This is a genomic window from Blastocatellia bacterium (assembly GCA_035573895.1).
Lineage (GTDB): Bacteria > Acidobacteriota > Blastocatellia > HR10 > HR10 > DATLZR01.
In genome coordinates this window covers 1-26,723 of sequence record DATLZR010000156.1, presented here as the reverse complement: position 1 = coordinate 26,723, position 26,723 = coordinate 1, and the positions used below count along the sequence as shown (strand labels likewise).

The window sequence follows — 26,723 nt, the reverse complement described above, 5'->3', positions numbered from 1 at the left end:
CCCGGCGATGAGGCGGTGTGCGAGGACGACAACCGGGGCGCGCCCAGCCGATCTCCTCATCACTGGCGGCATGGTCGTGACGATGGATTCGGAGGATCGCATCTTCGATGAAGGGGCCGTCGCCATTAGCGGGGAGCGCATTCTTGCTGTCGGTGAAGCCCGAACGGTTGCCCGAGACATCACGGCGCGTCGTGTGATCTCGGCTCGGGGAAAAGTCGTGCTTCCGGGGCTCATCAACGCGCATACGCACGCGCCGATGACGCTCTTTCGTGGATTGGCCGATGATCTCGATCTCCAACGCTGGCTTGCGGACTATATCTTTCCGGCGGAAAAACAGGTCGTCACGCGATCTTTTGTCTACTGGGGGACGTTGCTCGCCTGTCTGGAAATGCTTCAGGGCGGCATCACGACGTTCGCCGATATGTACTATTTTGAGGAGGAGGTCGCGCGGGCTGTTGATCGGGCGGGGATGCGGGCTGTTGTCGGCCAGACGATTCTTGATCTCCCCAGCCCTGATAGCCCGACTTCGGAGCAGGGTCTGCGCCGGGCCGAACGGTTGATCCGGGCGTGGCGAGGCCATCGGCGCGTGACTCCGGCAGTGGCTCCTCACGCCATCTACACGTCCTCCCCCAAGACGCTGCAAGCGACACGGCAATTGGCGGATAAGTATGGTGTGCCGCTGCTTCTTCATCTGGCGGAGACCGAGCAAGAGGTCGTTGAAACCGAAAGGCGGCATGGCGCTCGACCGATCGCGTATCTCGATCGGCTGGGGGTTCTTGGTGAGCGCCTGGTAGCTGCTCATGTGGTTCATGTGACGGATGATGAGCTTGCTCTTTTGCAGCGGCGGCGTGTGGGTGTGGCTCATAATCCGCAGAGTAACATGAAGCTAGGCTCCGGTGTGGCTCCCGTCACGCGAATGGTGCGAGCCGGTGTGGCCGTCGGATTGGGGACCGACGGAGCGGCCAGCAACAATGCTCTTGATTTGTTCACCGAAATGAAGGTGGCCGCACTGTTGCAAAAAGTTCATCAGGGTGATCCCCAGGCGCTGACCGCATCCGAGGCATTGAGGATGGCGACGCGGCTGGGAGCGCGTGCTCTCGGCCTGGAGGCGGAGATCGGCAGCCTCGAGGTGGGGAAGATGGCGGATCTCATCCTGGTGAATATGACGGCCCCTCATCAAATTCCCCTGTACAACGTTATCTCACAGCTTGTCTACGCCTGCAAACCTTCCGATGTGGGGATGGTGATCGTTGGAGGGAAGATTGTTATGGCCGAGCGGCGCGTGCTCACCGTGCCGGAGGCGGAGTTGCGCCGTCAGGTTGAGCGGCTCCGTCGCCAGGTCTGTCGTCGGCTCGGTCTCTCCCCGGGAAAGGCGTCTCACCGTGAGCGGGAATTTTAGAATCGTCGCCGAAGATGCGGCCAGCCATGCGCGCGTCGGCATCCTTATGACGGCCCACGGGCCGGTTCACACACCGGTCTTCATGCCGGTGGGCACGCGCGCGACTGTCAAAGCGCTGACGCAGGAGATGCTCGAAGCGCTCGGTGCTGAGATCATTCTAGCCAACACCTATCATCTTTTCTTGCGACCGGGCGAGCAAACGATCCGTGAGCTGGGAGGGCTTCATCGCTTCATCTCCTGGCCGCGTGCGATCCTGACCGATAGCGGTGGGTTTCAAATCCTCAGCCTCAACGCGCTGCGGAAGGTGACCGATGACGGCGTCACCTTTCAATCCCATCTGGATGGGTCACGTCATCATTTGACGCCGGAAAGGGTGATCGAGATTCAGGCGGCGCTTGGATCCGACATCGCTATGGTGCTCGATGAGTGCATTGAAAATCCGGCCGAGCGGACGCGGGCCGAACGCGCGGTTTCGTTGACAACGCAGTGGGCGCGGCGCAGCAAAGATCATTTCCTCCGTCTTCGGGACGAGGGCCTCGTCTCGGAGCAACAGCTCTTCGGGATTATTCAAGGGAGCCTCTATCCTGATCTCCGGGAGCGCAGCCTCCACGATCTGCTGGAGATCGAATTCGACGGTTATGCCATTGGGGGATTAAGTGTAGGGGAGGAGACCGCCGCCATGCTCGATACGGTCGAGTTCATCGCTCCCCTCATGCCGCGAGAGAAGCCGCGGTATTTGATGGGGGTCGGGACGCCTGTTGATCTGATCGAGTGCGTGCGGCGCGGCGTGGACATGTTTGATTGCGTTCTGCCCACGCGCAATGCCCGTAATGGTCAGGTCTTCACGGCCAACGGTCCGATTTCGATCAAAAATGCCTCCTACGCTCGTGATCCCTCACCGCTCGATCCCGCTTGCGAGTGCGCTGTCTGTCGTCGCTACAGCCGCGCCTATGTGCGCCACCTCTACAACTCGCGTGAGATCCTGGCCTCCATCCTCTGCACCTATCACAATCTCTTCTTCTACCTTGACACGATGAAGAAAATTAGGCAAGCTATCGCACTTGGCAACTTCGCAGAGTTTTCGACAGACTACCTGAGACGCTACGGTTCGCACTCTGGAAGTTGACCGACGGGAGGGGGATTGGAAGGTTTTTAGTGCAACAGGAGCCATTGTTACGAGAGATGATGATTACGGGAGTTCTTTTGCAGGCGGGAGCTGCTTTCCTGCAATTGGTTCCACTGCTTGCCATCCTCCTGATCTTCTATCTTCTCATCATCCTGCCGGAGCGAAAGCGGCGCAAGCAATTGCAGGAGCTGATCGCTAATCTCAAAGTGGGCGATAAGGTCATCACCACCGGGGGAATTCACGGAACCATCCTCAGCCTCCGTGATGACACCGTGGTTATCCGGTCGGATCAATCACGGTTGGAGCTAGCCCGCAATGCCGTCATCGGGTTGCAGCAGCCTCGAGCCGAAGAGAGTCAGAAAACTGCTGGGAAGTAGGATGATTTTTGGCCAAGGCGATGAGTCGTCAAAGGAATTTTGAGGAGTTGCTGAACAGGGTATGATGAGTCGCAGGTTGCGGAATCGGCTCCTGCTCTCAGCAAGCGTGGTGGTTCTCTCGCTCTATTTGCTCTTCGGTCCCTTTCGCGTGCGCGATGCATCGGGCCAGGTGTCCCTTCGGGCGGTGGCGTCGAATTTCACCCTCCGGCAGTTAAAGCAGAATCTCGCCAATAACATCAAACTCGGTCTCGATCTCAAGGGAGGGAGCCACCTGATTCTTCAGGTTCAGACCGACGATGCTGTGCGAGCCGTCACCGATGGAAATGCCGAGAAAGCGCGAGCAGTGCTTCAGGAGGTGAAGATCAAGTTCAAGAACGTCACGGCTCCGGCACCGGGACGCATCGAGGTGGACCTGGAGGACAGCGCCAATATCGAGGAGACGAAATCCCGACTCACGACGGATTTCGGTCCGGGGTGGACGGCTCGCAACGAAGGCACCAAAGTTATTTTCGAGATGCGGGATGAGGAGAAGGCGGAGATCCGCGAACGGGCTGTGGAACAGGCCATGCACGTCATTGAGACCCGGATCAATGCCTTCGGCGTCGCCGAGCCGACAATTCAACGTCACGGCCCCCCACAAAGTTATCAAATTCTGCTCCAATTGCCCGGTGTGGATGATCCCGAACGGGTGAAGAATCTCATTCGGGCGGAGTCGCGGCTGGAGTTGAAACTCGTAGATAGTGGTCCCTATCCCACGGAGGAAGCGGCCCGACAGGCGCTCGGCGGGACTGTTCCTCCCGACAAGCAAATTCTTCCTTCGCGCGAACGTCGCCGGGAACCCGGTGCTCCAGCCATTCAGTACTATGTCGTCGAGAAGGTGTCCGTCATTACGGGCAATGACCTGCGCAACGCCCAAGCCGTACCCTCGCAGACCGGCGGCAGCATCTACGAGATTCTCTTTTCCCTGCGGCCGTCGGGAGCCGAGCGGTTCGGCACCGTCACCAGCGCCAATGTGGGAAAGAACCTGGCCATCGTTCTCAATGACGAGATCAAAAGTGCGCCTGTGATCAAGGAGGCCATCACCGGGGGCGAAGGACGCATCGAGGGAGATTTCACCAAGGAGGAAGCCGAGGACCTGGCCCTGACGTTGCGCTCGGGTGCACTGCCGGCACGCGTGACCTACCTGGAAGAACGGACGGTGGGACCGAGTCTCGGGGCGGATTCGATCCGTCAGGGGTTTGCCGCCTCCATTGGAGGATTGGCCGCCATTGTCTTGTTCATGCTCTTTTACTATCGTCTGTCGGGCATTAATGCCGTTATCTGTTTGATTCTGAACCTGCTTCTGTTGCTGGCGGCGATGCGCGTGTTCGGTGCTGTGCTCACACTGCCGGGCATCGCCGGTGTGGCTCTCACCATCGGCATGGCTGTAGATGCCAATGTTCTCATTTTCGAGCGCATCCGCGAGGAATTGCGGGCCGGAAAGGTTCCTGCCTCGGCTGTCGCCCTGGGATTTGAACGGGCATTTACGGCGATTTTCGACTCCAACCTGACGACGATCATTGCCGCCCTCTTCCTCTTTGTCTTCGGGACGGGTCCCATTCGGGGGTTTGCGGTCACGCTGACGGCTGGTCTGGTAGCTAATCTCTTCACGGCGGTCTTCGTCTCGCGGACGCTCTTTCTGTGGGTGCTGGAGCGACGAACCGAGCGGATGGAGACCTTGAGCATTTAGTCCATGTACGAGCTGATCAAAAATCCAAATGTTGACTGGATCGGTCTGAAGCGGTACTTCATCCTCTTCTCGGTGGTGCTGTTGGCGATCGGGGGAGCATCGGCGGCTTGGCGGGGATTCAGTTTGGGGATAGATTTTTCCGGCGGGACGCTCGTCAACATTAAGTTCAAAGGGACGCCACCGCCGGAGGATCAAATCCGCGAAGCCCTCGGTCAGCAGGGGATTGATATCGGCAAGGTCATCATTCAACCCATCAGTGATCCTCTGGCGGGGATCAGGAACGAAGTTCTCATCCGGCTGCCTCAACGAGAAGCGGCAGGCGGAGCCGCCGAGAGCGAATTGGATGTGGAGAAGCGGGCAATTCTCGCCGCTCTGGCCCGCTTCAATGACCCCGCGGCGGTTGCCAGCCGCAAGATTGATCTCAATACAGTCAGTCGTGACCGGCTGCGGGAGGCGCTTCTGCAATTCGACCCGCTGGGGTTGGTGGCGAGTTCCGGACGGACGGCCGCCGATGCCGAGTACGGCAAATATGCGGCGGCAATTGTGACCTATCGGGACCAGCAAAAAGGAGGGTTGATTGGCGACCTCAGCGATTTGAAGGCAGTCGCCGACCTCCCCCCGAAGCTGGTGGATGCTCTGGCCGAGCATTTCTTCGCCGGAAACGCGGCGATGATCAGTGCGGAGATCGTCGGTCCGCAGGTCGGGCAGCAGTTGCGTCAGCGAGCGATCTACGTCACGCTCGCATCGCTCGTCGGCGTGTTGATTTATATCGCCTTTCGTTTCGAGTGGATCTACGGCGTGGCCGCCGTGGTCGCCGTCTTTCATGATGTTCTCGTCACGTTGGGGATCTTCTCGCTGCTTCAGGAGGAAATCTCGCTCAATGTCGTGGCGGCGCTTCTGACGCTCATCGGGTATTCGGTCAATGACACAATCGTGATTTTCGATCGGGTGCGGGAGAATCTTCGCCTGCGGCGGCGGGAAGACTTGACCAAGATTGTCAACGATAGTATCAATCAAACTCTTTCTCGAACGATCTTGACATCAGGGTTGACGTTTTTGGCTGTGTTGGCGCTCTATCTTTTCGGAGGCGAGGTGCTCAGAGGGTTCTCGCTGGTATTGGTCATCGGCATCATCGTGGGATCGTATTCGACGCTGGCCATCGCCAGTCCGGTGATGCTCTGGTGGCAGGCCTGGCGAGCGCGACGAGCCGCCCGTCGGCGCGTGGTTGGTCCTGCCGCTGCGGCCAAGGCGGCAACGCAGAAGGAGAAGGAACGAAAAGTCACTGTCTCTCGCTGAGTACGTGGTCGGTGTGATCTTTTCCATCGGCATTCATAAGATGAAGGGGCTTGACCGTTCAGCCGGGGGCCGTTATACTAGCCACCAGTTGCTGACCTGGTTGAGCCGTTTCAGTCTCACATGACGGAGGGGATTTTGAGAGATCACGTGGGCCGGAAGACCCATCGGCAAGAGGAGGCCGCATGTTTGAATGGTCTTTAGTCGAATCAACAACACAAAAGGGGACGTCACAAACGAAGTGGTTTTTTCTCGGCACCATGGTTGTGTACTCCCTCATCTTTGTGACGTCGGTTGTCGCCAGCATTTTGTTGGTTAATCCCGAGCTGCGGGAACAGTTCATCTCGGCGGCGTTGGTTGCACCTCCGCCTCCTCCACCTCCGCCTCCTCCACCGGCGGCGGCACCCGCGGCTGTCCCGGCGAAGGCCGTCGTCATCCCCAGCGAGTTCGTCGTCCCGAAGGAGATCCCCAAGGAGATTCCCAAGGAGCTTCCTAACGTTGTCGCTGTCTCGGCGGCTCAGGCGGGCGTTCCGGGAGGTGTTCCGGGCGGGGTTCCGGGAGGAGTCATTGGTGGAGTGATCGGTGGTGTGTTGGGGAGCGTGGCCGGACCGGTTGAAGCGCCCCCGCCTCCACCCCCCAAGGAGGAACCGAAGAAAGAGCCCCCGCGTCGCGTCTCTGGTGGAGTTTTGCAGGGCAATGCCATTCGCCGCGTCCAACCCGTCTATCCACCGATTGCCCGGGCGGCTCGGGTTCAAGGATCGGTCCAGATCGAAGTGGTGATTGACGAAGAGGGCAACGTCATCTCGGCTACTGTCGTGGATGGACATCCCTTGTTGCGACAGGCGGCGCTGGAAGCTGCCCAGCAGTGGAAATTCCGGCCGACGCTCCTGAGCGGTCAGCCGATTAAGGTGACGGGAATTCTCATTTTCAACTTTAAGCTCTAGAAACCATTTAAAAACGGGAGGAAAAGCATCGTATGTTCAATGGATGGATCTTTCTGGCAACCGGTTTTGGCCTCTTGCTTCAGCAGGAAGGCGAAGGATTTGGCGCTGCGGAGTGGACCCTGTGGGCGATGCTCCAGCGGTTGGGCACGGTCGGGATCATCGTCATGATCGTGCTGGCGCTCATGTCCATGTACTCGATCGCCGTGATGATCGAGCGCTTGTTGACCTACTCGGCAGCCAAGAAGCAATCGCGGGAATTTGCTCCCAAGGTGGCGCAGGTTTTGCGCGACCGTCGGATTGATGAAGCCATCGCGCTGTCAAGTAAGTATAAGAAGAGCCACCTGGCCATGGTCGTCAATGCCGGACTCCAGGAGTTTCGGTCACATCAGTTGTCCAATGAAATTCCCGGTGAAATTGTCGAAGCGACCCGACGCGCTTTGCAACGCGCCGTGGCCGTCAAGACGGCTGAGTTCAAACGCGGGCTGGCGAATCTGGCGACCATCGGATCAACCGCCCCCTTCGTGGGGTTGTTCGGAACGGTCATCGGCATCGTCCACGCCTTCCAGGGATTGAAACAAGCGGAGACGGCGGGCATCGCGGCTGTCGCCGGAGGAATTTCCGAGGCTCTGATCAACACTGCCGTCGGCCTGTTCGTGGCGATTCCGGCCGTCTGGATGTACAACTACTTCACCAACCGCTTGGATTCCTACGTCGTCGAGATGGAAAACTCCTCATCGGAACTGGTGGACGTCGCTTTGATGCCATTTTTGAAGAAAGGGAGCTAGTGCCCTATGGGAATGCAGGTTGGTGAACGAAAGGGCGTGGTGTCGGACATCAATGTCGTTCCGATGGCCGACATCATGCTCGTCCTGCTCATCATCATGATGGTGGTGACGCCATTCCTTCAGGCGGGCATCGCCGTCACGCTTCCCAAAGGTCCTCACGGAGACGAGGACCCGGACATCAATAAGGAAACGGCTGTCGTCGTCGCCATCCCAATTGATGGGACGATCTACGTCGGACGCGATCTCGTCTCGCAAAGTGATCTGGAAACCCGCATTCGCCGACTCATGGAGACCAAACCGCTCGATCAACGCGTGGTTTATGTCAAGGCGGACAATCGCGTGCGCTACGATACGGTGGTGAAGGTGATCGAAACAGTGCGCAGTTCGGGGGTTGATCGCGTCGGACTCGTGGTTGATCCGGGGAAGCGAAAAACAGAGTAACCGGAGCGTGACATTCGAGCTTCGGATGTCCCGTCGCTCGATTGTTTCGGGCGACGGCTGCTCTCACTTTCTCAGGAACAAAATAAAGAAGAGGTGAGAACCGATGGCAATACCGACGGGAAAAGAAGGCGAGAAAAAACCTAAAGGGGCCAAGCCGTTGGTGGACATGAATATCGTCCCGCTCATTGACATCCTGCTCGTGCTGTTGATCATCTTCATGGCCATAACGCCGCTCAAGCCGAGCAAACTGGAGTCAAAGATCCCGGAGAAACCGCCGGAGAACGTCAACGTCGTCAACCCGTTGGCCCTGGTCGTCTCGGTGACGGCCGATGGCATGGGGCGGATCACCGGGATCAAGCTCAATGTGGATCCGATGACCGAGGAAACGTTGGCCGAGCGGCTGGAGGAAATTATCTCAGCACGTCCGGCAGATCAGCGGTCGGTGTTCATTCAGGCTCCGCGCAATACCCTCTACGGCGAGGTCGTGCGTATCATCGACATCGTCAAGGCCGCCGGGGCTAGCCCCATTGGCTTACAAATTGACGATTTGCCGGAGCAGTAAACCATCAGTGGCGCCGGCCTCATCGGCGGGCGCAAAGACAGCTCGATAGGGAGGAATTAAAGAGTGAAACGAGGATTGCTCATTCTGATTCTCTTGCTTGTGGGCTTGCTCGTCACCTTGGGGGCCATCGAGGGGCCGAGCTTCTTCCGCATGGTCAAGGCCAAAGACCGGCTCAATAATGGCGCGATTGCCTATCAGAAAGGAAACTATGACGAAGCGATCGCGCTCTTTAAGGAGTCCATGGAGCTCTATCCTCAGATGAAGCAGTCCAAGCTCTACTATGCGGCTGCGCTCTACGCCAAGTACACCCTGACGAGCGATCCCCAACTGGCCCTTGATGCGCTGAAGATTTACGAGGAAAGCTACAAGGAAGACCCCACCAATCCCGATGTCATCGCCTACATCGCCATCATTCACAAGAATCTGGCGGATTCCGCCGAGACCGAGGCGGAACGACAGGAGCATATCGAGCAGTATCGCCAGTGGACGCTCAAGCGACTGGAGGTTCCCGGCATCACCCCGAAGCAACGCGCTGAAATCTACTACACTCTCGGTCAGGGCTACTGGTTGGAGTCTTATCAAATTACCCAACAGTATGTGGTCAATCGTCCGCCTCAGCCGGTGTCCTGGAATATCCCCGACAGCGAAATCCCAAAGATCAAGCAACTGGCCCAGGCTGGCTTGGAATATCTGAACAAGGCCGTGGAGATTGATCCCGAGTATGGGGACGCATGGGCCTATCTGAATTTGCTCTACTTTGAGCAGGCAAAGGCTGAAAAAGATCCCAAACGCAAAGCGGAATTGATGCGACTTAAAGAGGAGGCCTACAACCGAGCCCTGGAGCTGGGGAAGAAAAAGCAACAGCAGCAACAGCAGCAACAGCAACAACCTCCGCAGAAGTAGGAAAAGAACCGCCGAATCTTCGCTCTATGGATGAAAGGCCGCCCAGATGCCGCTCTGGGTACTTTCGTGAGCAACGCGCCTTTCATCGCCGGAGCGGGAGAGTGAGGCTTTTGTCCCTCGATATCCTGTGAGGGAGCGCGAGGGCACCAGCCTCTCGTAAAAAAAGAGCCTGGCCCGCCCGGGTCGAGGGAAGTCTTATCAGTGCTGCTAGCAGAAGCATGCCCCAACTGGGAATGTGCCGATATTGACCTGTCGGTTTTTGAGGAGAGAGTCTCTTTGAGCAAAGAGGGTTTCGTTCTGTCTCCCGTCGGCGACATTCTGTTGCCCTCGTTGACAACCTGGCTTTCTCCTTCTAACCCGCCATCTTCCTTCTCTCCATCCGATCTTTACCGTCAACGATAGTAACACGATCAGGCGTTTGGAGTGCCCTTGTGCGGTCTTGCATGTGCCGATCCCGCGAGAAAAGCCTCCAAAGAGGGATCCCCTGCACGAAGCGCATGGGTTTCAAGCCTTGAAATGTCGCAGTCGTGCGACGCCGTTCCGGACAATGACACGGTCCTGAAAGCCCAGGGTGAGGGGAGAGAAATTCCTTGCAGATCAACGAGAAATTGCCCGGAGCGAATGATGTATCCCGCTTTCTCCGAATGCTTCCATATTCGAATTCATTCAGGCTCTGTCGCATAGACAGCGCATTGGCAGCCATACCTTGTAAACGAGCCGATGGTGCCTTCTACATCCCTATATCCTAAGAGCCGTTGGTTAACAGGATTGCCTTTTCTTCAGGATCATCCCTTTGGCACAATAATTGCAGTAGCTGAAGGGATGAATCATGAAGGGGGGCGCCGAAGTGGTCGTAATACCAGATCGAGCGAAAGCGAAACTCGCCTTCTGGACCAAAAAGGTATTCGACCTTCATTGGGTGCGTGGCAGGAATCAATTCCTTCGCTCGATGCGGTCCGGCCTAAATTAATGCCCTCCCGTGGTGTTGCTTATGAATGGCAAATTCAACGGGATGGTGAGAATCGCTGGGCTTGTCGGTCTCTATCTCATGACATGGGCTGGAATCCCTGCGGCGTGGGCACTTGATCCACGTAAAGCCCTCACGCAGTATGCCCATGATGTGTGGCAGATCGAACACGGATTGCCCTCCAACACTATTGGCGTCATCGTTCAAACCCGCGATGGCTACCTCTGGTTGGGGACGGACAATGGTCTGGCCCGCTTCGATGGCCTGCGGTTCACCGTGTTCAACAAGGCGAATACGCCTGCCTTCGGCAGTAACCGCATCACGGCTCTATTGGAGGACCGGGAGGGGGCTCTGTGGATCGGCACGCCAACCGGGTTGATCCGACTGAAAAACGGGGAGTGGACGGTCCACACCACCCGCGACGGACTATCTGACAATCGCATCGTTTCCCTCTGTCAGGATCATCAGGGGAACCTCTGGATCGGCACAGAAACCAATGGGATAAACCGCTTCGCCAATGGGAAATTCACCGTCTACACGCAGCAGCAGGGATTGGCGTCCAATGACGTGCGCGTCACCTACGTGGATCGGCGAGGAACCCTCTGGGTCGGCTCGGCGGGCGGATTGAGCCGCTTCCACAACGGGCGGTTCATCGCTTATACAGCCAAAGAAGGCGTCTCCTTCGCCAGTGTCCAAGCTTTCTCGGAAGATCAGGAAGGCGCCCTGTGGATCGGCACAGGATCAGGGCTGATTCGGTTCAAGGACGGGACGTTCGTCCTCATATCGAAGGACGGCTTTTCGCCCCGGACGCGACGCACGATGATTCACGATCGAGAAGGCAACCTCTGGGTCGGAACCTACGGAGAGGGGTTGTATCGGCTGAGCCGGGGAACCTGGAGTCGCCTCACCGTCAAAGAAGGGTTGTCCGATGATCGCGTCCTTTCCCTCTACGAAGACCGTGAAGGAAGCCTCTGGGTCGGAACGCACGGTGGATTAAATCGCCTCAAGGATGAGCGGGTGACGGCTTACACAACCAGAGAGGGTCTTCCAGATGAGTGGGTGTATTCGGTGGGTGAAGACCGCGACGGCAGTCTCTGGATCGGAACGCGAGGCGGGCTGGCGCGATGGAAAGAGGGGATGTTGATCACGTACACGACAGCTCAGGGATTGCCGAACAACATCGTGAGGGCTCTCCACGTGGATCGGAAAGGAAACCTCTGGATCGGGACCGACGGCGGCGGCCTGGTTCGATGGAGCCAGGGCCGATTTATCAGATACGGCCAGAAACAGGGACTCATGAGCGATCGCGTTTACGCCATCTACGAAGATCGAAACGGATACCTGTGGGTTGGCACTTATGGCCAGGGACTTTACCAGGTGAAGGGAGGAAAGCTCATCAGTTTTACCCTCGAAGGGAACCGATTGCGTCGCGTCAGCTCTGGAGCCAGTCCACAAGGCTTCGTCCGGGTGATTTATGAGGATCGTCAGGGGAATCTGTGGGTCGGTGCGCGACGAGCGCTCTTTCGGTTGAGGGGAGAGAATGCGACTTTCTACGGCCCTCAACAGGGCTTTTCGCCGGGTGAGCTGGTGACTTCTTTTCACGAAGACGAAGATGGAACTTTGTGGATCGGCACTTATGGTGGCGGACTCAACCGCTTCCGGGATGGAAAGTTCACCGTCTACACGACCGATCACGGTCTGCCTGACAATGTGATCTACCAGATTCTGGAGGATGGCCAAGGGAACCTCTGGATGAGTTCCAACCGGGGCATCTTTCGCGTCAGCCGAAAGGAGCTGAGCGATTTGGCTCAAGGAAAAGTCGCCTCCCTCACACCATCGGTCTACGGGGCAGCCGACGGCATGAAGAGTTCCGAATGCAATGGCGGCAATCAATCGGCAGGTTGTAAAACCCGCGACGGACGACTGTGGTTCCCGACGACGAAAGGAGTCGTCGCCATTGATCCGACCCGCCTTAGAGCGAACCCGCTGCCCCCTCCGGTGGTTATCGAGCAGATCAAGGTGGATGGGAACGTCATTGATCTGAGGAAGACGGCACAGGCTCCTCCCGGCAGGGGGGAACTGGAGATTGATTATACGGCGCTCAGTCTTCTCGATCCGCAGAAGGTTCGGTTCAAGTACAGGCTCGAAGGCTTCGACGAACACTGGACGGATGCCGGGACGCACCGCACGGCCCATTACACGAATCTTCCACCGGGGCGTTATCGGTTCCGCGTCATTGCGTGCAACAACGATGGAGTGTGGAATGAGATGGGAGCCGCTGTGGAGTTCTACCTGGAACCGCATTTCTACCAAACGCGATGGTTCCTGGCTCTGGCCGTGCTGCTGCTGGCGTCGCTCGGACCGAGCATCTACATCTTCCGGGTGAGGCAATTGAAAGCGCGCGAGCGAGAGTTGGAAAAGCTCGTGGCCGAGCGCACGCGAGAATTAGCGGAATTGAATCGCACGCTGGAAGCGCGGGTACAGGAGGGCATCAAAGCCCTGGCCGAAAGTGAGCGCATGGCCGCCTATGGGGAGATGGTGGCCGGCGTCGCCCACGAAGTGCGTAATCCGCTGTTTGCCCTTCAGGCAGCCGCTTATGTGATCCAGCGGCACTGTGGAACAGTCTGCGGGCGCCAGGAGGTACAAACTCAGGTAAGTCTCATCGTGCGAGAAGCCAACCGACTTTCCCGGTTGATGAATGATCTTCTCGAATTCGCGAGACCGAGAGAGTTGCTCCTGACGCCGACCGATCCGCTGAGCCTGCTCAAAGAAGCCGTCGAGAGCTATCGAGCTGAGCACAGTCCAACGTTCCCCGAAATTGTGCTAGCCGTGCCCGCGAACCTCCCGGTGATTCGCGTTGATCGCGCACGCCTGGTTCAGGTCATCGTCAACCTGATCGCCAATGCCGCCCAACATGCGCAGGGAGTCACGACAGTCACCCTCTCGGTGAATCCCGTGTCGGATGGACGGCTCTGCCTCCGGGTCCACAACGATGGAGCCGGGATCGCGCCCGACATCCTGCCGCGAATCTTCGAGCCGTTCTTCACCACCGGTAAGGGATCGGGATTGGGATTGGCTATTGCTCGGCGACTCGTCACCGAGCATGGCGGCACGATCACGGTGGAGTCCCAGCCCGATTGTGGCACCACCTTCACAATCTGCCTGCCGTTAACCACAGATGCACACGGATAAACACGGATGGAGCGAGGAAGGGACGACAATTGCTGGGGGAGAGCCATGGAGCTTTTGGAAAAAGAATTGACGGAAAAGATCATTGCCGCCTGTATTGAGGTTTCTAACGAGCTTGGACCGGGATTCTTGGAAAGCCTCTATGAGAAAGCTTTGTTGATCGCTCTCGCAGAGAAGGGATTGACGGCGCAAGCACAGGTGCCTTTGCGAGTACAGTTTCGGAACCGCGTCGTTGGTGAATTCTATGCTGACATCCTTGTTGAAGGACGCGTCATTGTCGAGTTAAAGGCAGCGAAAGCCCTGACTGGCGAGCATGAGGCTCAGTTGCTCAATTACTTAAAAGCCACCGGGATGAAGGTCGGCCTGCTCGTTGATTTTGGCAGGCCTCGACTTGAATGGAAGCGATTGGTATTTTGACCTCGGGTGCATACAGATGGCGGGGTCCAGGAGATGGACGCAAACGAGACATGGCTTCCGAGCAATCCGTGTGTATCTGTGGCGCATCCGTGCCATCCGTGTGCATCCGTGTCCATCCGTGGTAAATGCTCATGGGGCAGAGGATATTGATCATTGATGACGATGCGTCGTTGGTGGAGGCGTTGACGGGGTTACTCGGTCAGGCCGGGTACGAGGTGCGCTCGGCCGAGACCGCCGAAGCCGCCCTCGAACTGCTGCGCCGTGAATCAATCGAGCTGGCGCTTCTGGACATTCGGCTGGGAACTGCAAGCGGCCTTGATCTGTTACCGCAGCTCAAAGTACTCCGCCCGGAGATGTCGGTGATTGTGCTGACCGGCGTCGGAACGATTGCAGCGGCGGTGGAGACCATGCAACGGGGCGCAGATAATTTCATCGAGAAGCCGATTGACCCACCCCGATTTCTGGCTCTGGTGGCCAAAGGGTTGGAAGCTTACGCGCTTCGCCGCAAAGCCCTTCAGCTCGAACGACTCTCCGCGCCCTCGCAGCCCTTCATCTGCGGCGAAGGCAGCGCCATGCGCGACGTGTTGCGACTGGCCGAGGCTGTGGCAGCGCGCGAGACTACCGTCTTGCTCTGTGGAGAAACCGGCACGGGGAAGGGTCTGCTGGCCCGCTTCATTCACGAAGCGTCGCCGCGAAGGAAGGGGCCCTTCGTCGAGCTGAACTGCGCCGGTCTGTCGCGCGAGCTGACCGAATCGGAACTCTTCGGGCACGAGCGCGGCGCGTTCACCGGCGCCGTCGAGCGCAAAATCGGCCTGTTTGAAGCCGCTGGTGGCGGAACGCTTTTTCTGGATGAGATTGGCGAGATGGATCAGGGCGTGCAGGCCAAGCTCCTGAATGCCCTCGAACAAAAGCGATTCCGGCGCCTGGGCGGAGTGACCGAGATCGAAGTAGACGTGCGCCTCATTGCGGCCACCAATCGGGATTTGGAGCAGGATGTCGCGACGGGACGATTTCGCAAGGACCTCTTCTATCAGTTGAGTACGTTCATGCTCCACTTGCCGCCCTTGCGGCAGCGGCGCGAAGACATTATCCCCCTTGCCTTGCACTTTCTCGGGGAGTGTCAAATGCATCAGAGTCCGGTGCGGGGCCTTTCACGGGAGGTCGAGGAACTCCTCCTCAAATACGACTGGCCGGGCAACGTGCGCGAACTGAAAAACGTGATCGAGCGGGCGACTATTTTATGTCCGCCGGGCTCGGAACTGTTACCCATCCACTTGCCGCCGCTTCGACCCTCTGCGAATGCCGACGGTAAGGCTCAAATCTTGGATGCTGAAGGAGTGGCCACTGGTCGGGCCTCCTTTGAGGGTTCGTTTGCTGCTGACCAGCCTCTCTCTGTCGGCCCTTCATCCTCCATCTCCCGGGCCGTCGAAGAGGCCGAACGCCACCTGCTGCAACTGGCGCTTCACGCTCACGACTGGAACGTGTCGGCGACTGCACGCGATCTGGGCATCTCTCGTGATACGCTCTACCGCAAGATCAAAAAATACAACCTCGCGCCGGAGCGATGAACCGTAGCCCCCCAACAGTGTCCGGTGGTATGCTTAAAAGCGTGTGAAATACTCTCAGGAGAGATGGACGATGAGCTTGGCTGTGAAAGTCATTGGACCGGAGAGTGAGGAGACATTGCAAGCCTTCCTGCTGCGCATCCCTGGCTGGACTGAAGAGCGGTACTTCGAGGAAGCGCCCGAAATGTGGTTCGTTGAATTTGAGGATGGAGAGTTGATCATGCACTCACCGGTGAATATCAGACATCAGGCGATCACTCAGTTTTTGACTGTCTTGCTTCGGGTTGTTGTTCGGAGTCGAGGTCTTGGCGATGTCCTTTGTGGCCCTGCAGTGGTGCGGCTGCGTCCTGGCTTGAATTATGAGCCGGACATTTTCGTCGTCCCTGCCGAGCAGCGGGATCGCCTGGAAAAGCAGCATTTCTCCGGAACGCCGCTCCTGGTGGTGGAAGTGATCTCTCCTGCGACGCGCCATCATGATCTGGTGACGAAGGCCCTTGCCTATCGGCAACATCAGGTGCCGGAATACTGGGCTGTTGACCCTGAACAGGCAATTCTTCACCAACATCTCCTCCCTGATGACCCGATGGCCCCCTATCGGGTGACGACCCACACGCAAGGTCGAGTGGAGAGTCACGCTCTGCCCGGTTTCTGGATAGACGTCGGCTGGCTGTGGCAAGAGCCGTTGCCCGATGAGCTGGCCTGTCTGGAGCAGATTCTGGCTCGATAGAGCCCACCACACACGTGAATCGCGCGAAAGCTTCGACTTTTCCACTTTCTCCGGAATATCACGACAAAAGTGCCGCTCTCCAGTGATTACAAAGACTGGTATCCAGTCACCGGTGGCTCTGCACTAAGCCATGATGCAAGCAGTTGGAATAATAGCAACTGTCGCCGCAGAGCGATATCTCTTCTAATTTGAACGACCGCCCGAGCTTGCTGCGCAATGACGGCGGGAACCGGAATCACTGGCTGACGCTGCGACTCGTGGGAACCAGGAGCAATCGCAGTGCCATCGGAACCCGGGTTCGCGCGCTGCTCGGCGGCATGACGCTGACGGCAGAGGTGCGCAGCGGCGGGAGCTATATTTCCCACAACGATGCCCGAATCCATTTCGGCTTGGGGCGTAAGGCCAGGATCGAACGCCTGGAAATCCGTTGGCCCAGCGGACGCGTGCAAACCTTCGATAACATGGAGGCTGACCGCTTTGTTCAACTCAAGGAAGGAGGAGAGCCGGAGACGGTGCGGTTACGAAAGCCCTAATACTTTCCGCAACCTCTCCCTTCGCTCGCGGATTTGGGGAGTCCAGGGGGTGTCGGGAAATTGATCCAGCAGCTCCTCGGCTTCGGTCAGGGCGGCTTGAAAGTCCCGTCGCAAAAGCGAGAGATTATAGAGCAGCAAGTGAACCATCGCAGATCGAGGATTCAACCGATGTGCCTGGCGGGCATGATCGTAGGCTTCATCGAAGTTCCCCTCGAACATCAGGATTCGTCCTAACTCGAAGTGAGCGCGCCAGGCGCGATCATCTCGGGCAATGGCTTGCTTGAACGCCTTCACTGCCAGATCGGTGCGCTGCTGTCTGGCCAGGACTATTCCCAGCAGGGTGGAGAAGCGAGCACTGCTCGGGTTCAGCCGAAGAGCTTTCTCCAAAATCTCCCGCGATTGTTCCAGGGCTCCTTGTTGCAGGTACGCCAGGCTCAGTTGAAAAGAAGCCTCCTCAAAATCAGGTGCGAGCCGGAGCGTCTGGCGAAGGTGCTCGATACCGCTTGCCAAGTTCTTCTTGGCCAGGGCCTGTTGGGCCTTTTCGTACTCTCGCCGGGCCGAGAGCGGAATGTGCGGGGGCCGCGAAGAAGCACCCTCTGAAAGGTACTCATTCACGCCCGGCACCAGGTAGAGAACCTGATCGAAGGACTCAAACGAATGCTCGACCGGAATGCGAATCGGCTTGTAGCCCGGCACATCAACGGCGATCACATAATAGCCGCAGCCAATGCCGGGAAACTCAAATCTCCCGGAGTGGCTCGTCCAGGTTTGGGCGACTAATGTCCCCGTGTCTGTCTCCAGACGAACCAACACCGAGCTGACGCCCCGGTTGTCTTGCACCAGGCGAATGTATCCGGCGATTTCCGCCTTATTCGGACTTACCGGATTGTCAACTGCCTTCGGCCGGGAGAGCGGCTCAGGACTCTGACATAGTGCGATGCTCTGGGCAAGGCTCAGGAGCAAGCAAACTTGAAAGAGATGAAACGACGCTTTCACGTCTGCAAAGGCTATAGTTCTCGCTATCAGGATGTCAAGGCAGGGACAGACTTCAAGAGTAAGGGGTACGGGTTCGTGCTGACCACTACCGCGCACGTTCAGCCAGAGGTTGCCTTCAATCGCTCGGCCATCTGAGGCGGGGATAAGCCCATCCCCAGCGCTTGCGGGCCAGAATCGGAGCGATGAGAGCCGACAGGCGAACGACTTCCTGACGGAGATCGCGTTCCAGATCCTCTTGAAGCAACGACTTGGCCAAAAAATAGCCGCGACGATAAAACTTGGGGATGGGCAATGTCCTGGAAAAGGGATTCACCCCAAGCGCCAGCATCATCTTGAGACGATAATGTACCAGCCGCTTCTTCCTCAGCTCCTCTTGCCTGACCACCCGCGACGACGTGATCGCCTGAAGCCGCCGAGCATATTCGTCCTTCAATAGCGGCGTGTAGATCATGATGATTGCCGTTTCCGGAATGAGCGACCACCCCGATTTCATCTTCTCGATGAGCGCCAACAATCCCTGGAAGGTATCTCGATAAAGGATGAGCGTTAGCTCCTTGGGCGTCAGGCGCAGTGGCCAGTAGCGAGCGTAGTCATAGAATTCGCCCATCAGCAGTTCAATCACGGGAGTCCCTTTGGCTACCGTGAGGAATTCCCCGGAAACATCTTCCTGACTGAAGGCCAGCCGTGCATTGAACATCGGAGCAATTTTGTACCGGGTGACTCGTTCAATGCTCAGCTTGAGCACAACCAAGGTGCCGACATTGTAAAACGTTTGAGCCGCTGTGCTGACATCGAGCGTGGGGAAAAGCTGCTGGCCCAGCTTCTCCAGTCCGAGAGCGACCACGTAGGTTCCACCAAGAGGCAGGCCGGCCAGAATGAGAAACTCGGCAATTCGCAATAACCGCTGCGTCCGCGGGCTCACTGGAGGTCGAAGCCATTTCGCCAGTGATAGAAAAATCATTCGTCTCCTCCCGGCTCAAGCCCTCGAGTCTGCGTTTTTTCACCTGTAGCGCCCGCTTTCAAACCTGCGCAGTTGTCTGCGCTACGCGTCGCAGGCTGGAAAGCCCGCGCTCCGTGTCGCTCGAGCAGGCGGCATTCTATCATTGGTCTCGGACCCTGCCAATGCTTCACAGCTTAGTATTTGTGACCTTGCGCTCGCGTGATTCCCGATGGAGGCAAGGACGACCAGGGGAGGCGAAAAGTCTGAGGATCAGCAGGAGGCTTCCGAAGTTTTCCCGAGGGAGGGAAGCGATGAACTCCGAGTTTTGCGAAACCGGAGGTGTTATCGCCTGCTGGCTGCACCCCCGTGCGAACACCGTGTTGACAGTCGGAAGGAATTCGGCTACGATTCGGTCCGCACTTGTGAGGGTTGATGCAGGCGATGCACGAGAGAAGAAAGATACGCTTCCGGCAGAACCGGATCCCACTCACGGCGCATCGGTCGCTGACGATTCCGGCCTGTGCGGCGACCCTGCCGGATGAAGGCTCCAAAGCCCGTCCCCTGTATCGCCTCGTTTTCTTCTTTGATGAGTTTCGCTTTCGTCCGCGGAACGCGGACGAGTGAGCGTACGCTTTTACTCCCCATCCTGAATCGTTCCCACACACGGCAACGGCTGTGATGTCGGCGCGTGACTCTTACACGAAGCCGCCATCATCCCGGCGTTGAGACGCCGGAAATTCTGAGCAACAGAAGGAGGGATTCGTCATGGGACTTGATTTGAAGCTGGTCACTCGTGATGCCAAACCGGAGAAGACGCTCGTTCCCGTCGGGGAGCGAATCATCGGTGGAGAAAAATTCGTGGTGATTGCCGGCCCCTGCGCCGTCGAGAATCGAGAGATGATGCTGGACATTGCCGCCCGGTTAAAACGAATGGGATTGACCATGCTGCGCGGGGGAGCGTTCAAGCCACGCACCTCTCCCTATAGCTTTCAGGGCCTCGGCGAAGAGGGATTGAAGATTTTAGCCGAAGCTCGCGAACTGACCGGGATGCCGGTGGTGACCGAAGTTCTCTCTCCCGAGCACGTGCCGCTGGTAGCCCGTTATGCCGACATGCTGCAAATTGGTGCCCGGAACATGCAGAACTTCGAGCTGCTCAAGGCCGTAGGCGAGCAGCCCAAGCCCGTGCTCCTGAAGCGAGGAATGGCGGCGACGCTGGAGGAATTTCTGGCCGCTGCTGAGTATATCCTCGTGCGAGGCAATCCCTATGTCGTGTTGTGCGAGCGGGGCATTCGCACCTTTTCAGATCATTCCCGGTTCACGCTCGATCTGAGCCTCATCCCGGTGCTTCGGACCCGGACGCACCTGCCCATCATCGTTGATCCCAGTCACGGGACGGGCAATCGTCAGCATGTCGCGCCCATGGCCCTGGCGGCGATCGCCGCCGGAGCCGATGGCATCATCGTGGAGGTTCATCCGGATCCGGAGAAAGCCCTCTCAGATGGACCTCAGAGCCTCTACGTCGAACAGATGGAGAAGCTGCTCCGCGATCTGGAAGTAATTGCACCGGTCGTGGGCCGGCAGTTGGACCTCGCCTACAAACCGGTTTTGCCGACGGGATGGACCAGGGCCCGCCCCTTGCGCGTGGCCTATCAGGGGGAGCCCGGAGCCTTCAGCGAGAAAGCTGTCTATCAGTATTTTGGCGAGACGGCCATCGCCGAAGCTCACCCTTCCTTTCGCGATGTATTCGAGGCCGTCGCCGAGCATCGCTGCCCGTTTGGCGTCATCCCCATCGAGAACTCACTCGCGGGCAGCATTCATGAGAACTACGACCTGTTGCTCGAATACGATGTGGCTATTGTTGGCGAGTTGAAGCTGCGCATCATTCACAGCCTCATCGCGCATGAGGGGACGCGCCTGGAGGACATTCGCCGCCTCTACGCCCATCCTCAAGCCATCGCTCAATGTCGAGCCTTTCTCGCCGCTTATCCTCAGTGGGAGATTTTCCAGGTCTATGATACGGCGGGAGCCGTCAAGTATATCCGTGAACACAATCTGCGCGATGCCGCCGCTATTGCCAGCGCGCAGGCTGCCGAGGCCTTCGGTATGGCCGTCCTCAAAGAGGGCATCGAGTCCGATCCCCGAAATTACACCCGCTTTCTGGTTATTTCGGCAGACCATCTGGTGAACGAGAGAGCCAACAAGACCTCGCTCATCTACAGCACGCCGAACAAGCCGGGCGCGCTCTTTCGCACGCTTCAGGTTTTCGCCGAGCACAAGATCAACCTGGTCAAGCTCGAATCCCGACCAATCGCCGGACGACCGTGGGAGTATATCTTCTACGTGGATCTGGAAGGTCATCTCGATCAGCCGGAGGTCGCCCAAGCGTTAGAACAGGTGCGATCGCTTACCGAGTTTTTGAAGGTCCTCGGCTCCTATCCGGCATCGGCTTGAAGACGGTGGGCAACAGGTGAACGCACGTTACACTATCTCGCTTAATCGCGCACGGTGGGGCGGTTGCGTTTGGGGGAGCAACTGTGTTAGCTTTTGGCGCCGTGACAGGGGCGATGTATGCCAAAGATTTTGATCACCAACGATGATGGGATTCATGCTGAGGGGATTCGGGCGCTGGAAGTTGCGCTGCGCGATCTCGGTCAGGTGATCGTCGTCGCTCCCTCGCATGAGGTGAGCGCGGCGTCTCATGCCTTAACGCTCGGACGACCCCTGCGCATTGATCGGATTGATGACACGCACTATGCCGTTGACGGCACGCCGACGGATTGCATCACGCTGGCCATGTGCAAGATCATTGCGGGAGAACCGCCGGATCTGATCGTCTCGGGGATCAATCATGGGGGGAATCTCGGCGATGATGTCCTTTATTCGGGAACAGTGGCCGGAGCGCTCGAAGCCCTCGTCTACGGTCTGCCCGGCATCGCCATCTCTCAGGTCGGTCGTGGCACCTATGATTTTCAACCGGCGGCTCAGTTCGCTCGGCTGGCTGCCAAGAAGGTGCTCGAAGAGGGATTACCGGAGCGCACCGTCCTCAACATCAATGTTCCTCGCGGAGTGATTCGCGGCGTCCGCGTCACGCATCAAGGGACGAAGATCGTTCGCACGCGCATTCATGAGGGAATTGATCCGCGCGGCCGCGAATATTACTGGATCGGTGAGGAGCATGCGACCTGGAATCATGAGGAAATGAGCGATTATGAAGCCATTCGGGAAGGGTACATCTCGGTGACCCCGCTTCAGAACAATCTGACGAATTTCCGGGTGTTGAACGACCTTCACTCCTGGACCTTCCTCTCGCATGATGTTCACACCACTCGCGCCCAATGACGATCCTTATGCGCTTGCTCGCCAGCGGATGGTCGAGCGCCTTCGACAAAAGGGAATCCGCGATGAACGCGTGCTCGCGGCGATGGCCACGGTGCCGCGTCATCTTTTTGTCGAGGAAGCGTTGTGGCATCGAGCCTATGAGGATCACGCTCTTCCCATCGGTTACGGGCAGACGATTTCCCAGCCCTACATGGTCGCGCTCATGACCGAGTTACTGCGGGTTCAGCCCGGCGAGCGGGTCTTAGAGATTGGCGCCGGATCCGGTTATCAAACGGCGATTCTGGCCGTGCTTGGAGCCGAGGTTTATGCCGTGGAGCGGATCCCGGAACTGGCCCAGCGCGCCCAGGCTCGCCTTGAAGCCCTGGGCATAACCACCGCGCGGGTGCGTGCTTCGGATGGAACGCTGGGCTGGCCTGAAGCGGCTCCTTTCGATGCCATTTTGGTAGCGGCGGGCAGTCCGGCAATCCCCCGGCCGCTCGTTGATCAATTAATCGTCGGCGGACGCCTCGTCATCCCCGTCGGAGATGAGACGCAGCAGGACCTGGTGCGCCTGTGGAAGGGCGAGACGGAAAATAAAATCGAATATCATGGCGGCTGCATCTTCGTGAAACTCATCGGGGCTCACGGCTGGTCAGAATGATTGCCGAAATTCTCACGCTTGTCTCTCTGTTCATCATCACGACGATCAATGCGCTCGGCTATAGCGGCGTCGTCCTGCTCATGGCCATTGAGAGCGCCTGTATTCCGCTCCCCTCGGAGATCATCATGCCGTTTGCCGGATCGCTCGTGCCGCGACGGTTCACCCTATGGGGATTGGGATTGGCCGGTGCCATCGGCTGCGTGCTGGGATCCCTTGCGGCCTACTGGGTCGGGATGTATGGCGGGCGTCCCCTGATCGAGCGCTACGGGCGATATGTCTTGATTTCTCGACACGATCTGGACCTGGCCGACCGCTGGTTCGAGAAATATGGCGAGTCCATTGTCTTCACAGCCCGTTTGCTTCCCATCATTCGCACGTTCATCGCTTTTCCCGCGGGTGTGGCCCGAATGAATCTCACCAAATTCGTCGTTTACACGTTCCTCGGGTCCTACCCCTGGTGCTACGGTCTGGCCTATGCGGGAAAAGTTCTCGGCGATAATTGGGAGAGCCTGCGCGAGTACTTCCACAAATTCGATCTCGTCATCGGTGCTTTGATCGTGCTCAGCGTCGTGTGGTGGGTTCGCCGCCACATCCGACTGGAACGCTCAGCCGCGGGGAGACCCTGAGCCGTAGAGGTTGTGTTCGGTGAGATATCGTTCCACCGCCGGGGGAACCAGCGACGTGATCGGCTCTCCCTGTCGGATGCGCTGGCGGACGGCGCTGGCGGAGATTCCTCTCACGTCTTCCGGCAGCTCGAGCAGATGAATGCGAGGGCGGAAGGCCGCCTCCGGGCCATCGAGCCAGCGATCGAGATCCTCGTTCGCAAACGGCGTGCGCGTCGCAACCAGAATCTGACTGGCGGCAAAAAGTTCGACGAGTGGTTCCAGACGATCCCTGTACGACCGATGATAGCGCCGATAGTAGTGCCCCTCTTTGTCCAGTACCCGAACAAGGGTGTCCGATCCCATGATGAAGAAAATCTGAGGGTGGTCATACAGCTCGTTGAGCGGGGGGAGGAGATCCACGAAAAAGGGGTGGCTGGCGATACCCAGAGAGATCGCGGGATCGTCTCCGCAGGCCACCAGAAGCAAGGCCAGGCGATCTTCGAGCGACGCTTCGTAGGCGGTCTTGTCGGCATTGGTGAGGCTCGGCAAAAGCAACATTTCTTCCAGTTGATGATCGGCTCGTGCGCGAGAGATGATCTCCACGTGCGCCCGCGTCACCGGATTGAATGACGCGGGGAAGACGCCCAATCGTCCTCCCCGACGCAGTCGGGAGCGCGCCGGAACGAGCAATTCGATCGTCGGCCGGGAGGCGCGTTCGAGCCGAGCACGCCGGTCGCGCACCTGGCTTCGGATATCTCTCGCCGGATCCGTCATCGTCTTCGGGTGATTGCAATTCCGCCCTCGGCCGTTAAATCACCGTTCCTTCGGGGACGATCGCATCCTTGGGGATGACGACGATTCCCTCGCGGATGTAGTAGTTCGGACCGTCGGCGTGTTCCCAACCGTTCTGATTGACGATTTTCACGTTCGCGCCGATGCGGGCATTTTTGTCAATAATAGCTTTGTAGATGGTCGTGTTCTCTCCGATTCCGACGGGGGGAATCCCTCGGGCACGGTCCTCAGCGATTTCTTCGACCGTTTGATAGTAATCGGCTCCCATGATGATTGTTCGCTCCAGCCGTGCTCCCCGCTCAATTCGCGTGCGAATGCCGACGACGCAATGAATGAGTTCGGCTCCACTGAGGATCGAGCCATCAGCGATCAGGCAGTCGTGAATCCGACACTCCCGAATCTTGGCCGGGGGAAGGAATCGAGGATGCGTGTAGATCGGTGCATCGGGATCGTAAAGATTGAACTTCGGCAGCGCCATCGTCAGGTCCATGTTGGCTCGATAGAACGCACTGATCGTTCCGATGTCTTCCCAGTAGCCGTCGAAGAGGTAGGTCTGGACGTGACATTGGGTGATGGCCGTCGGGATGATCTCCCGGCCAAAATCCACCTGTTCAGGATTATTGTCGAGCAGGGCCTTGAGCACGCTCTTTTTGAAGACGTAGATGCCCATCGAAGCGAGATAAGGCCGACGTCGTGCTTCGTCGGGTGTGAGCCCGCACCGGCTCGTATCCGTCCGCATGGCCGCGAGCGCTTCTCCTTGAGGCTTTTCGCGGAATTCGATGACGCGTCCCGTGTCGTCAATTTTGAGCAGGCCGAGTCCCGGTGCCTTCTCCTCCTCAACGGCGATGACCGAGATCGTCACGTCGGCATTCGTCTGCCGATGACGTTCGACGAAATCACGGTAGTCCATGCGATAGAGATGATCCCCGGCCAGGATGAGGTAGGTCTCCGCACGCCACTGATCGAAATGGCGCCAGCCCTGACGAACGGCATCGGCCGTCCCCTGAAACCAGTTGCGATTTTCAAGCGTTTGCTCCGCTGCCAGAATGTCTACGAAATCATCGGAAAAGCGACTGAAGCGATACGTTCGGGAGATGTGACGGTTGAGCGAGGCAGAATTGAACTGGGTGAGGACGTAGATCTTCCCGATCCCGGAGTTGATACAGTTGCTCACGGCAATGTCAATCAGCCGATATTTCCCCGCCAGCGGAACGGCCGGTTTGGAGCGCAACGCTGTGAGGGGAAAGAGGCGCGTCCCCTGTCCCCCTCCCAGAATGATGGCCAGGATGTCGTTGGTTCGTGCCATTGTCCATATCGCCCGGTCGTGATGTCGCTGCTTCTCGGCGAGAAAAAGTCTAGGCCAAAACCAGTGGAAAATCTACCAGCCGCTACAGCCCGTCGCTGCTCCGCCCAGAAAATTGGCCAACAAGAATCCGAGTTGCAGACGGGAAAGTCCGCGCTACCTGTCCTAGAGCCATCGCGCGACGATCGAGGGTTTTGCTCTTCAAGCCGGCGACAGAGACGCTCGATGATCTGCTCCACGTCATCGGCCGTGCTTTCTACGACGAGCGAGGCCATCCGGGCCAGGTAAAGCGGGACCGGTGCCTGCAGGAGATGATCTCGTGCCATCACGCGCCGGTGAAAGGCTAGGGCGAAATCGTAGGTGACGGCTACCCACACGTCTGTGGGGAAGCAGAACTCATCGTCGCTCCGGGCGACAATCTTCTGAATGTCGCCGAACGATGACGGTGGGAGAATTTGTGCCAGATCTCCACCAGTTCCCGAGCCGCCAGCCAGAAGATATGAATCATCCGTTCCACGTTGACGCGCACCGGTTCCAGACCCACCTCGTACTCCGGGCCAATAAGCGGTATGGGTTCTCATCCGCTCGCCTTCAGAACAGGAGAGCCAGGACAAAAGATCAGATCGAGAGCCATGAGCTTCCTGCCTCGTCTCAGCACAGACGCGCGCGGTACCGCTAGGGTGAATGTCGTTTTGGGGTTCGGTTCTCCCTTTCATTAGGCAGGTGAATCCCGAAATCGTTTGCGGCGTTGTCGCTCACCCTTTGAAGGACCCGGTAATTCCCATCGGCGAGTGACATCAAGAGGTAGCTCAAGGGACGAGGCTACGACACTCTCTCCACTGACCAGGGCGATCACAAGCCAGAGCAGGAGTCCGCAACGCTTTCCCCACCCGATTGTCCTTTGTCGCTGTATCATCGTCCCTCACGCGAGAAGCAGCCACTGAGAACACGCCACACGCTGGAATAGTCCCGGCCACATTCTCGCGTCGGGCATGCACCGTCCAGCAGCCCGCCTTTCCGGATTCGGAAACCAAACACAGACCCTATGGATTCGCCTCTTTCCGCGGCCAGTGGAATCCGTGAAATCTGTGGCTCTCCTCCGCCAGGGGTAATGCCTCCCCGGGGCGCGTGGATCTCTTCCGGCGAGTGCG

26 protein-coding genes are annotated in these 26,723 nt (G+C 58.1%); 21 read left to right on the top strand and 5 right to left on the bottom strand.

Going from position 1 to position 26,723, the window contains the following annotated elements:
• The first annotated feature begins 7 nt into the window (after nucleotides 1–7).
• From VNM72_13475 to VNM72_13405, 15 genes are all read left to right on the top strand, one after another.
• Complete coding sequence (locus tag VNM72_13475; protein ID HXF06408.1) at nucleotides 8–1,399, top strand: amidohydrolase; 1,392 nt, start codon at nucleotides 8–10, stop codon at nucleotides 1,397–1,399.
• Complete coding sequence (gene tgt, locus VNM72_13470) at nucleotides 1,383–2,525, top strand: tRNA guanosine(34) transglycosylase Tgt (GenBank protein HXF06407.1); 1,143 nt, start codon at nucleotides 1,383–1,385, stop codon at nucleotides 2,523–2,525. Before VNM72_13475 ends, tgt begins: the two co-directional genes overlap by 17 nt.
• Before the next feature lie 56 nt (nucleotides 2,526–2,581).
• On the top strand, nucleotides 2,582–2,902 hold the full coding sequence (gene yajC / locus VNM72_13465) for a preprotein translocase subunit YajC (protein HXF06406.1): 321 nt from the start codon (nucleotides 2,582–2,584) through the stop codon (nucleotides 2,900–2,902).
• Between the two features lie 61 nt (nucleotides 2,903–2,963).
• Nucleotides 2,964–4,631, top strand: a complete 1,668-nt coding sequence (gene secD / locus VNM72_13460) for a protein translocase subunit SecD (GenBank protein ID HXF06405.1) — start codon at nucleotides 2,964–2,966, stop codon at nucleotides 4,629–4,631.
• A 3-nt stretch (nucleotides 4,632–4,634) separates the two neighbouring features.
• On the top strand, nucleotides 4,635–5,927 hold the full coding sequence (secF, locus tag VNM72_13455) for a protein translocase subunit SecF (GenBank protein HXF06404.1): 1,293 nt from the start codon (nucleotides 4,635–4,637) through the stop codon (nucleotides 5,925–5,927).
• A 182-nt stretch (nucleotides 5,928–6,109) separates the two neighbouring features.
• Complete coding sequence (locus VNM72_13450; GenBank protein ID HXF06403.1) at nucleotides 6,110–6,868, top strand: energy transducer TonB; 759 nt, start codon at nucleotides 6,110–6,112, stop codon at nucleotides 6,866–6,868.
• A gap of 32 nt (nucleotides 6,869–6,900) precedes the next feature.
• Nucleotides 6,901–7,653 carry a MotA/TolQ/ExbB proton channel family protein gene (locus VNM72_13445; protein ID HXF06402.1) on the top strand — a complete coding sequence of 251 codons (753 nt, stop codon included), beginning with the start codon at nucleotides 6,901–6,903 and terminating at the stop codon, nucleotides 7,651–7,653.
• Nucleotides 7,654–7,659: 6 nt separating this feature from the next.
• Nucleotides 7,660–8,094 (top strand): biopolymer transporter ExbD, encoded by a 435-nt coding sequence (locus VNM72_13440; protein HXF06401.1) that lies wholly within the window; start codon nucleotides 7,660–7,662, stop codon nucleotides 8,092–8,094.
• Between the two features lie 103 nt (nucleotides 8,095–8,197).
• Nucleotides 8,198–8,656: a biopolymer transporter ExbD gene (locus VNM72_13435; protein ID HXF06400.1), complete on the top strand. Its 459-nt coding sequence runs from the start codon at nucleotides 8,198–8,200 to the stop codon at nucleotides 8,654–8,656.
• 63 nt (nucleotides 8,657–8,719) lie between these two features.
• A complete protein-coding gene (locus VNM72_13430) occupies nucleotides 8,720–9,559 on the top strand; it encodes a hypothetical protein (GenBank protein HXF06399.1) in 840 nt (279 codons plus the stop codon).
• A gap of 1,012 nt (nucleotides 9,560–10,571) precedes the next feature.
• On the top strand, nucleotides 10,572–13,718 hold the full coding sequence (locus tag VNM72_13425) for a two-component regulator propeller domain-containing protein (protein HXF06398.1): 3,147 nt from the start codon (nucleotides 10,572–10,574) through the stop codon (nucleotides 13,716–13,718).
• A gap of 45 nt (nucleotides 13,719–13,763) precedes the next feature.
• On the top strand, nucleotides 13,764–14,132 hold the full coding sequence (locus VNM72_13420; GenBank protein ID HXF06397.1) for a GxxExxY protein: 369 nt from the start codon (nucleotides 13,764–13,766) through the stop codon (nucleotides 14,130–14,132).
• 131 nt (nucleotides 14,133–14,263) lie between these two features.
• Nucleotides 14,264–15,700 (top strand): sigma-54 dependent transcriptional regulator, encoded by a 1,437-nt coding sequence (locus tag VNM72_13415; GenBank protein HXF06396.1) that lies wholly within the window; start codon nucleotides 14,264–14,266, stop codon nucleotides 15,698–15,700.
• Nucleotides 15,701–15,770: 70 nt separating this feature from the next.
• The gene (locus VNM72_13410; GenBank protein ID HXF06395.1) at nucleotides 15,771–16,424 is read left to right on the top strand and encodes a Uma2 family endonuclease; all 654 of its coding nucleotides are present in this window, start codon (nucleotides 15,771–15,773) and stop codon (nucleotides 16,422–16,424) included.
• 206 nt (nucleotides 16,425–16,630) lie between these two features.
• Nucleotides 16,631–16,957, top strand: coding sequence for an ASPIC/UnbV domain-containing protein (locus tag VNM72_13405; protein ID HXF06394.1), 327 nt, complete (start codon nucleotides 16,631–16,633; stop codon nucleotides 16,955–16,957).
• On the opposite strand, the gene VNM72_13400 is transcribed toward VNM72_13405, so the two are convergent.
• A complete protein-coding gene (locus tag VNM72_13400; protein ID HXF06393.1) occupies nucleotides 16,943–17,920 on the bottom strand; it encodes a tetratricopeptide repeat protein in 978 nt (325 codons plus the stop codon). The two genes, VNM72_13405 and VNM72_13400, sit on opposite strands and share 15 nt — an antisense overlap.
• Before the next feature lie 15 nt (nucleotides 17,921–17,935).
• On the opposite strand from VNM72_13400, the gene VNM72_13395 reads away from it, so the two are divergent.
• Nucleotides 17,936–18,088 (top strand): hypothetical protein, encoded by a 153-nt coding sequence (locus tag VNM72_13395; protein ID HXF06392.1) that lies wholly within the window; start codon nucleotides 17,936–17,938, stop codon nucleotides 18,086–18,088.
• On the opposite strand, the gene VNM72_13390 is transcribed toward VNM72_13395, so the two are convergent.
• Nucleotides 18,069–18,914 carry a hypothetical protein gene (locus VNM72_13390; GenBank protein ID HXF06391.1) on the bottom strand — a complete coding sequence of 282 codons (846 nt, stop codon included), beginning with the start codon at nucleotides 18,912–18,914 and terminating at the stop codon, nucleotides 18,069–18,071. The two genes, VNM72_13395 and VNM72_13390, sit on opposite strands and share 20 nt — an antisense overlap.
• Nucleotides 18,915–19,334: 420 nt before the next feature.
• Between VNM72_13390 and VNM72_13385 the strand changes: the two genes are divergently transcribed.
• The 5 genes from VNM72_13385 (at nucleotide 19,335) to VNM72_13365 (ending at nucleotide 23,498) form a co-directional block, all read left to right on the top strand.
• A complete protein-coding gene (locus tag VNM72_13385) occupies nucleotides 19,335–19,517 on the top strand; it encodes a hypothetical protein (protein ID HXF06390.1) in 183 nt (60 codons plus the stop codon).
• A 141-nt stretch (nucleotides 19,518–19,658) separates the two neighbouring features.
• Nucleotides 19,659–21,344, top strand: coding sequence for a 3-deoxy-7-phosphoheptulonate synthase (gene aroF / locus VNM72_13380; protein HXF06389.1), 1,686 nt, complete (start codon nucleotides 19,659–19,661; stop codon nucleotides 21,342–21,344).
• 117 nt (nucleotides 21,345–21,461) lie between these two features.
• Nucleotides 21,462–22,232, top strand: coding sequence for a 5'/3'-nucleotidase SurE (surE, locus tag VNM72_13375; protein HXF06388.1), 771 nt, complete (start codon nucleotides 21,462–21,464; stop codon nucleotides 22,230–22,232).
• Nucleotides 22,207–22,872 carry a protein-L-isoaspartate(D-aspartate) O-methyltransferase gene (locus tag VNM72_13370; GenBank protein ID HXF06387.1) on the top strand — a complete coding sequence of 222 codons (666 nt, stop codon included), beginning with the start codon at nucleotides 22,207–22,209 and terminating at the stop codon, nucleotides 22,870–22,872. Before surE ends, VNM72_13370 begins: the two co-directional genes overlap by 26 nt.
• Entirely contained in the window at nucleotides 22,869–23,498 is a 630-nt protein-coding gene (locus VNM72_13365; protein HXF06386.1) for a DedA family protein, read from the top strand. The genes VNM72_13370 and VNM72_13365 overlap by 4 nt, the downstream gene beginning before the upstream one ends.
• Here the strand turns inward: VNM72_13365 and VNM72_13360 are convergent.
• From VNM72_13360 to VNM72_13350, 3 genes are all read right to left on the bottom strand, one after another.
• Nucleotides 23,478–24,251 carry a nicotinate-nicotinamide nucleotide adenylyltransferase gene (locus VNM72_13360; protein ID HXF06385.1) on the bottom strand — a complete coding sequence of 258 codons (774 nt, stop codon included), beginning with the start codon at nucleotides 24,249–24,251 and terminating at the stop codon, nucleotides 23,478–23,480. The genes VNM72_13365 and VNM72_13360 overlap by 21 nt on opposite strands.
• A gap of 34 nt (nucleotides 24,252–24,285) precedes the next feature.
• The gene (locus VNM72_13355; protein HXF06384.1) at nucleotides 24,286–25,575 is read right to left on the bottom strand and encodes a glucose-1-phosphate adenylyltransferase; all 1,290 of its coding nucleotides are present in this window, start codon (nucleotides 25,573–25,575) and stop codon (nucleotides 24,286–24,288) included.
• 364 nt (nucleotides 25,576–25,939) lie between these two features.
• Complete coding sequence (locus VNM72_13350) at nucleotides 25,940–26,116, bottom strand: hypothetical protein (protein ID HXF06383.1); 177 nt, start codon at nucleotides 26,114–26,116, stop codon at nucleotides 25,940–25,942.
• Nucleotides 26,117–26,723 lie beyond the last annotated feature (607 nt).

Coding starts and splice junctions, on each gene's coding strand:
- VNM72_13475 (HXF06408.1), top strand. CDS start 8: ATGAGGCGGTGTGCGAGGACGACAACCGGGGCGCGCCCAGCCGATCTC.
- yajC (HXF06406.1), top strand. CDS start 2,582: ATGATGATTACGGGAGTTCTTTTGCAGGCGGGAGCTGCTTTCCTGCAA.
- secD (HXF06405.1), top strand. CDS start 2,964: ATGATGAGTCGCAGGTTGCGGAATCGGCTCCTGCTCTCAGCAAGCGTG.
- secF (HXF06404.1), top strand. CDS start 4,635: ATGTACGAGCTGATCAAAAATCCAAATGTTGACTGGATCGGTCTGAAG.
- VNM72_13450 (HXF06403.1), top strand. CDS start 6,110: ATGTTTGAATGGTCTTTAGTCGAATCAACAACACAAAAGGGGACGTCA.
- VNM72_13445 (HXF06402.1), top strand. CDS start 6,901: ATGTTCAATGGATGGATCTTTCTGGCAACCGGTTTTGGCCTCTTGCTT.
- VNM72_13440 (HXF06401.1), top strand. CDS start 7,660: ATGGGAATGCAGGTTGGTGAACGAAAGGGCGTGGTGTCGGACATCAAT.
- VNM72_13435 (HXF06400.1), top strand. CDS start 8,198: ATGGCAATACCGACGGGAAAAGAAGGCGAGAAAAAACCTAAAGGGGCC.
- VNM72_13425 (HXF06398.1), top strand. CDS start 10,572: ATGGTGAGAATCGCTGGGCTTGTCGGTCTCTATCTCATGACATGGGCT.
- VNM72_13420 (HXF06397.1), top strand. CDS start 13,764: ATGGAGCTTTTGGAAAAAGAATTGACGGAAAAGATCATTGCCGCCTGT.
- VNM72_13415 (HXF06396.1), top strand. CDS start 14,264: ATGGGGCAGAGGATATTGATCATTGATGACGATGCGTCGTTGGTGGAG.
- VNM72_13410 (HXF06395.1), top strand. CDS start 15,771: ATGAGCTTGGCTGTGAAAGTCATTGGACCGGAGAGTGAGGAGACATTG.
- VNM72_13395 (HXF06392.1), top strand. CDS start 17,936: ATGAAACGACGCTTTCACGTCTGCAAAGGCTATAGTTCTCGCTATCAG.
- VNM72_13390 (HXF06391.1), bottom strand. CDS start 18,914: ATGATTTTTCTATCACTGGCGAAATGGCTTCGACCTCCAGTGAGCCCG.
- VNM72_13385 (HXF06390.1), top strand. CDS start 19,335: ATGCACGAGAGAAGAAAGATACGCTTCCGGCAGAACCGGATCCCACTC.
- aroF (HXF06389.1), top strand. CDS start 19,659: ATGGGACTTGATTTGAAGCTGGTCACTCGTGATGCCAAACCGGAGAAG.
- surE (HXF06388.1), top strand. CDS start 21,462: ATGCCAAAGATTTTGATCACCAACGATGATGGGATTCATGCTGAGGGG.
- VNM72_13370 (HXF06387.1), top strand. CDS start 22,207: ATGTTCACACCACTCGCGCCCAATGACGATCCTTATGCGCTTGCTCGC.
- VNM72_13365 (HXF06386.1), top strand. CDS start 22,869: ATGATTGCCGAAATTCTCACGCTTGTCTCTCTGTTCATCATCACGACG.
- VNM72_13360 (HXF06385.1), bottom strand. CDS start 24,251: ATGACGGATCCGGCGAGAGATATCCGAAGCCAGGTGCGCGACCGGCGT.
- VNM72_13355 (HXF06384.1), bottom strand. CDS start 25,575: ATGGCACGAACCAACGACATCCTGGCCATCATTCTGGGAGGGGGACAG.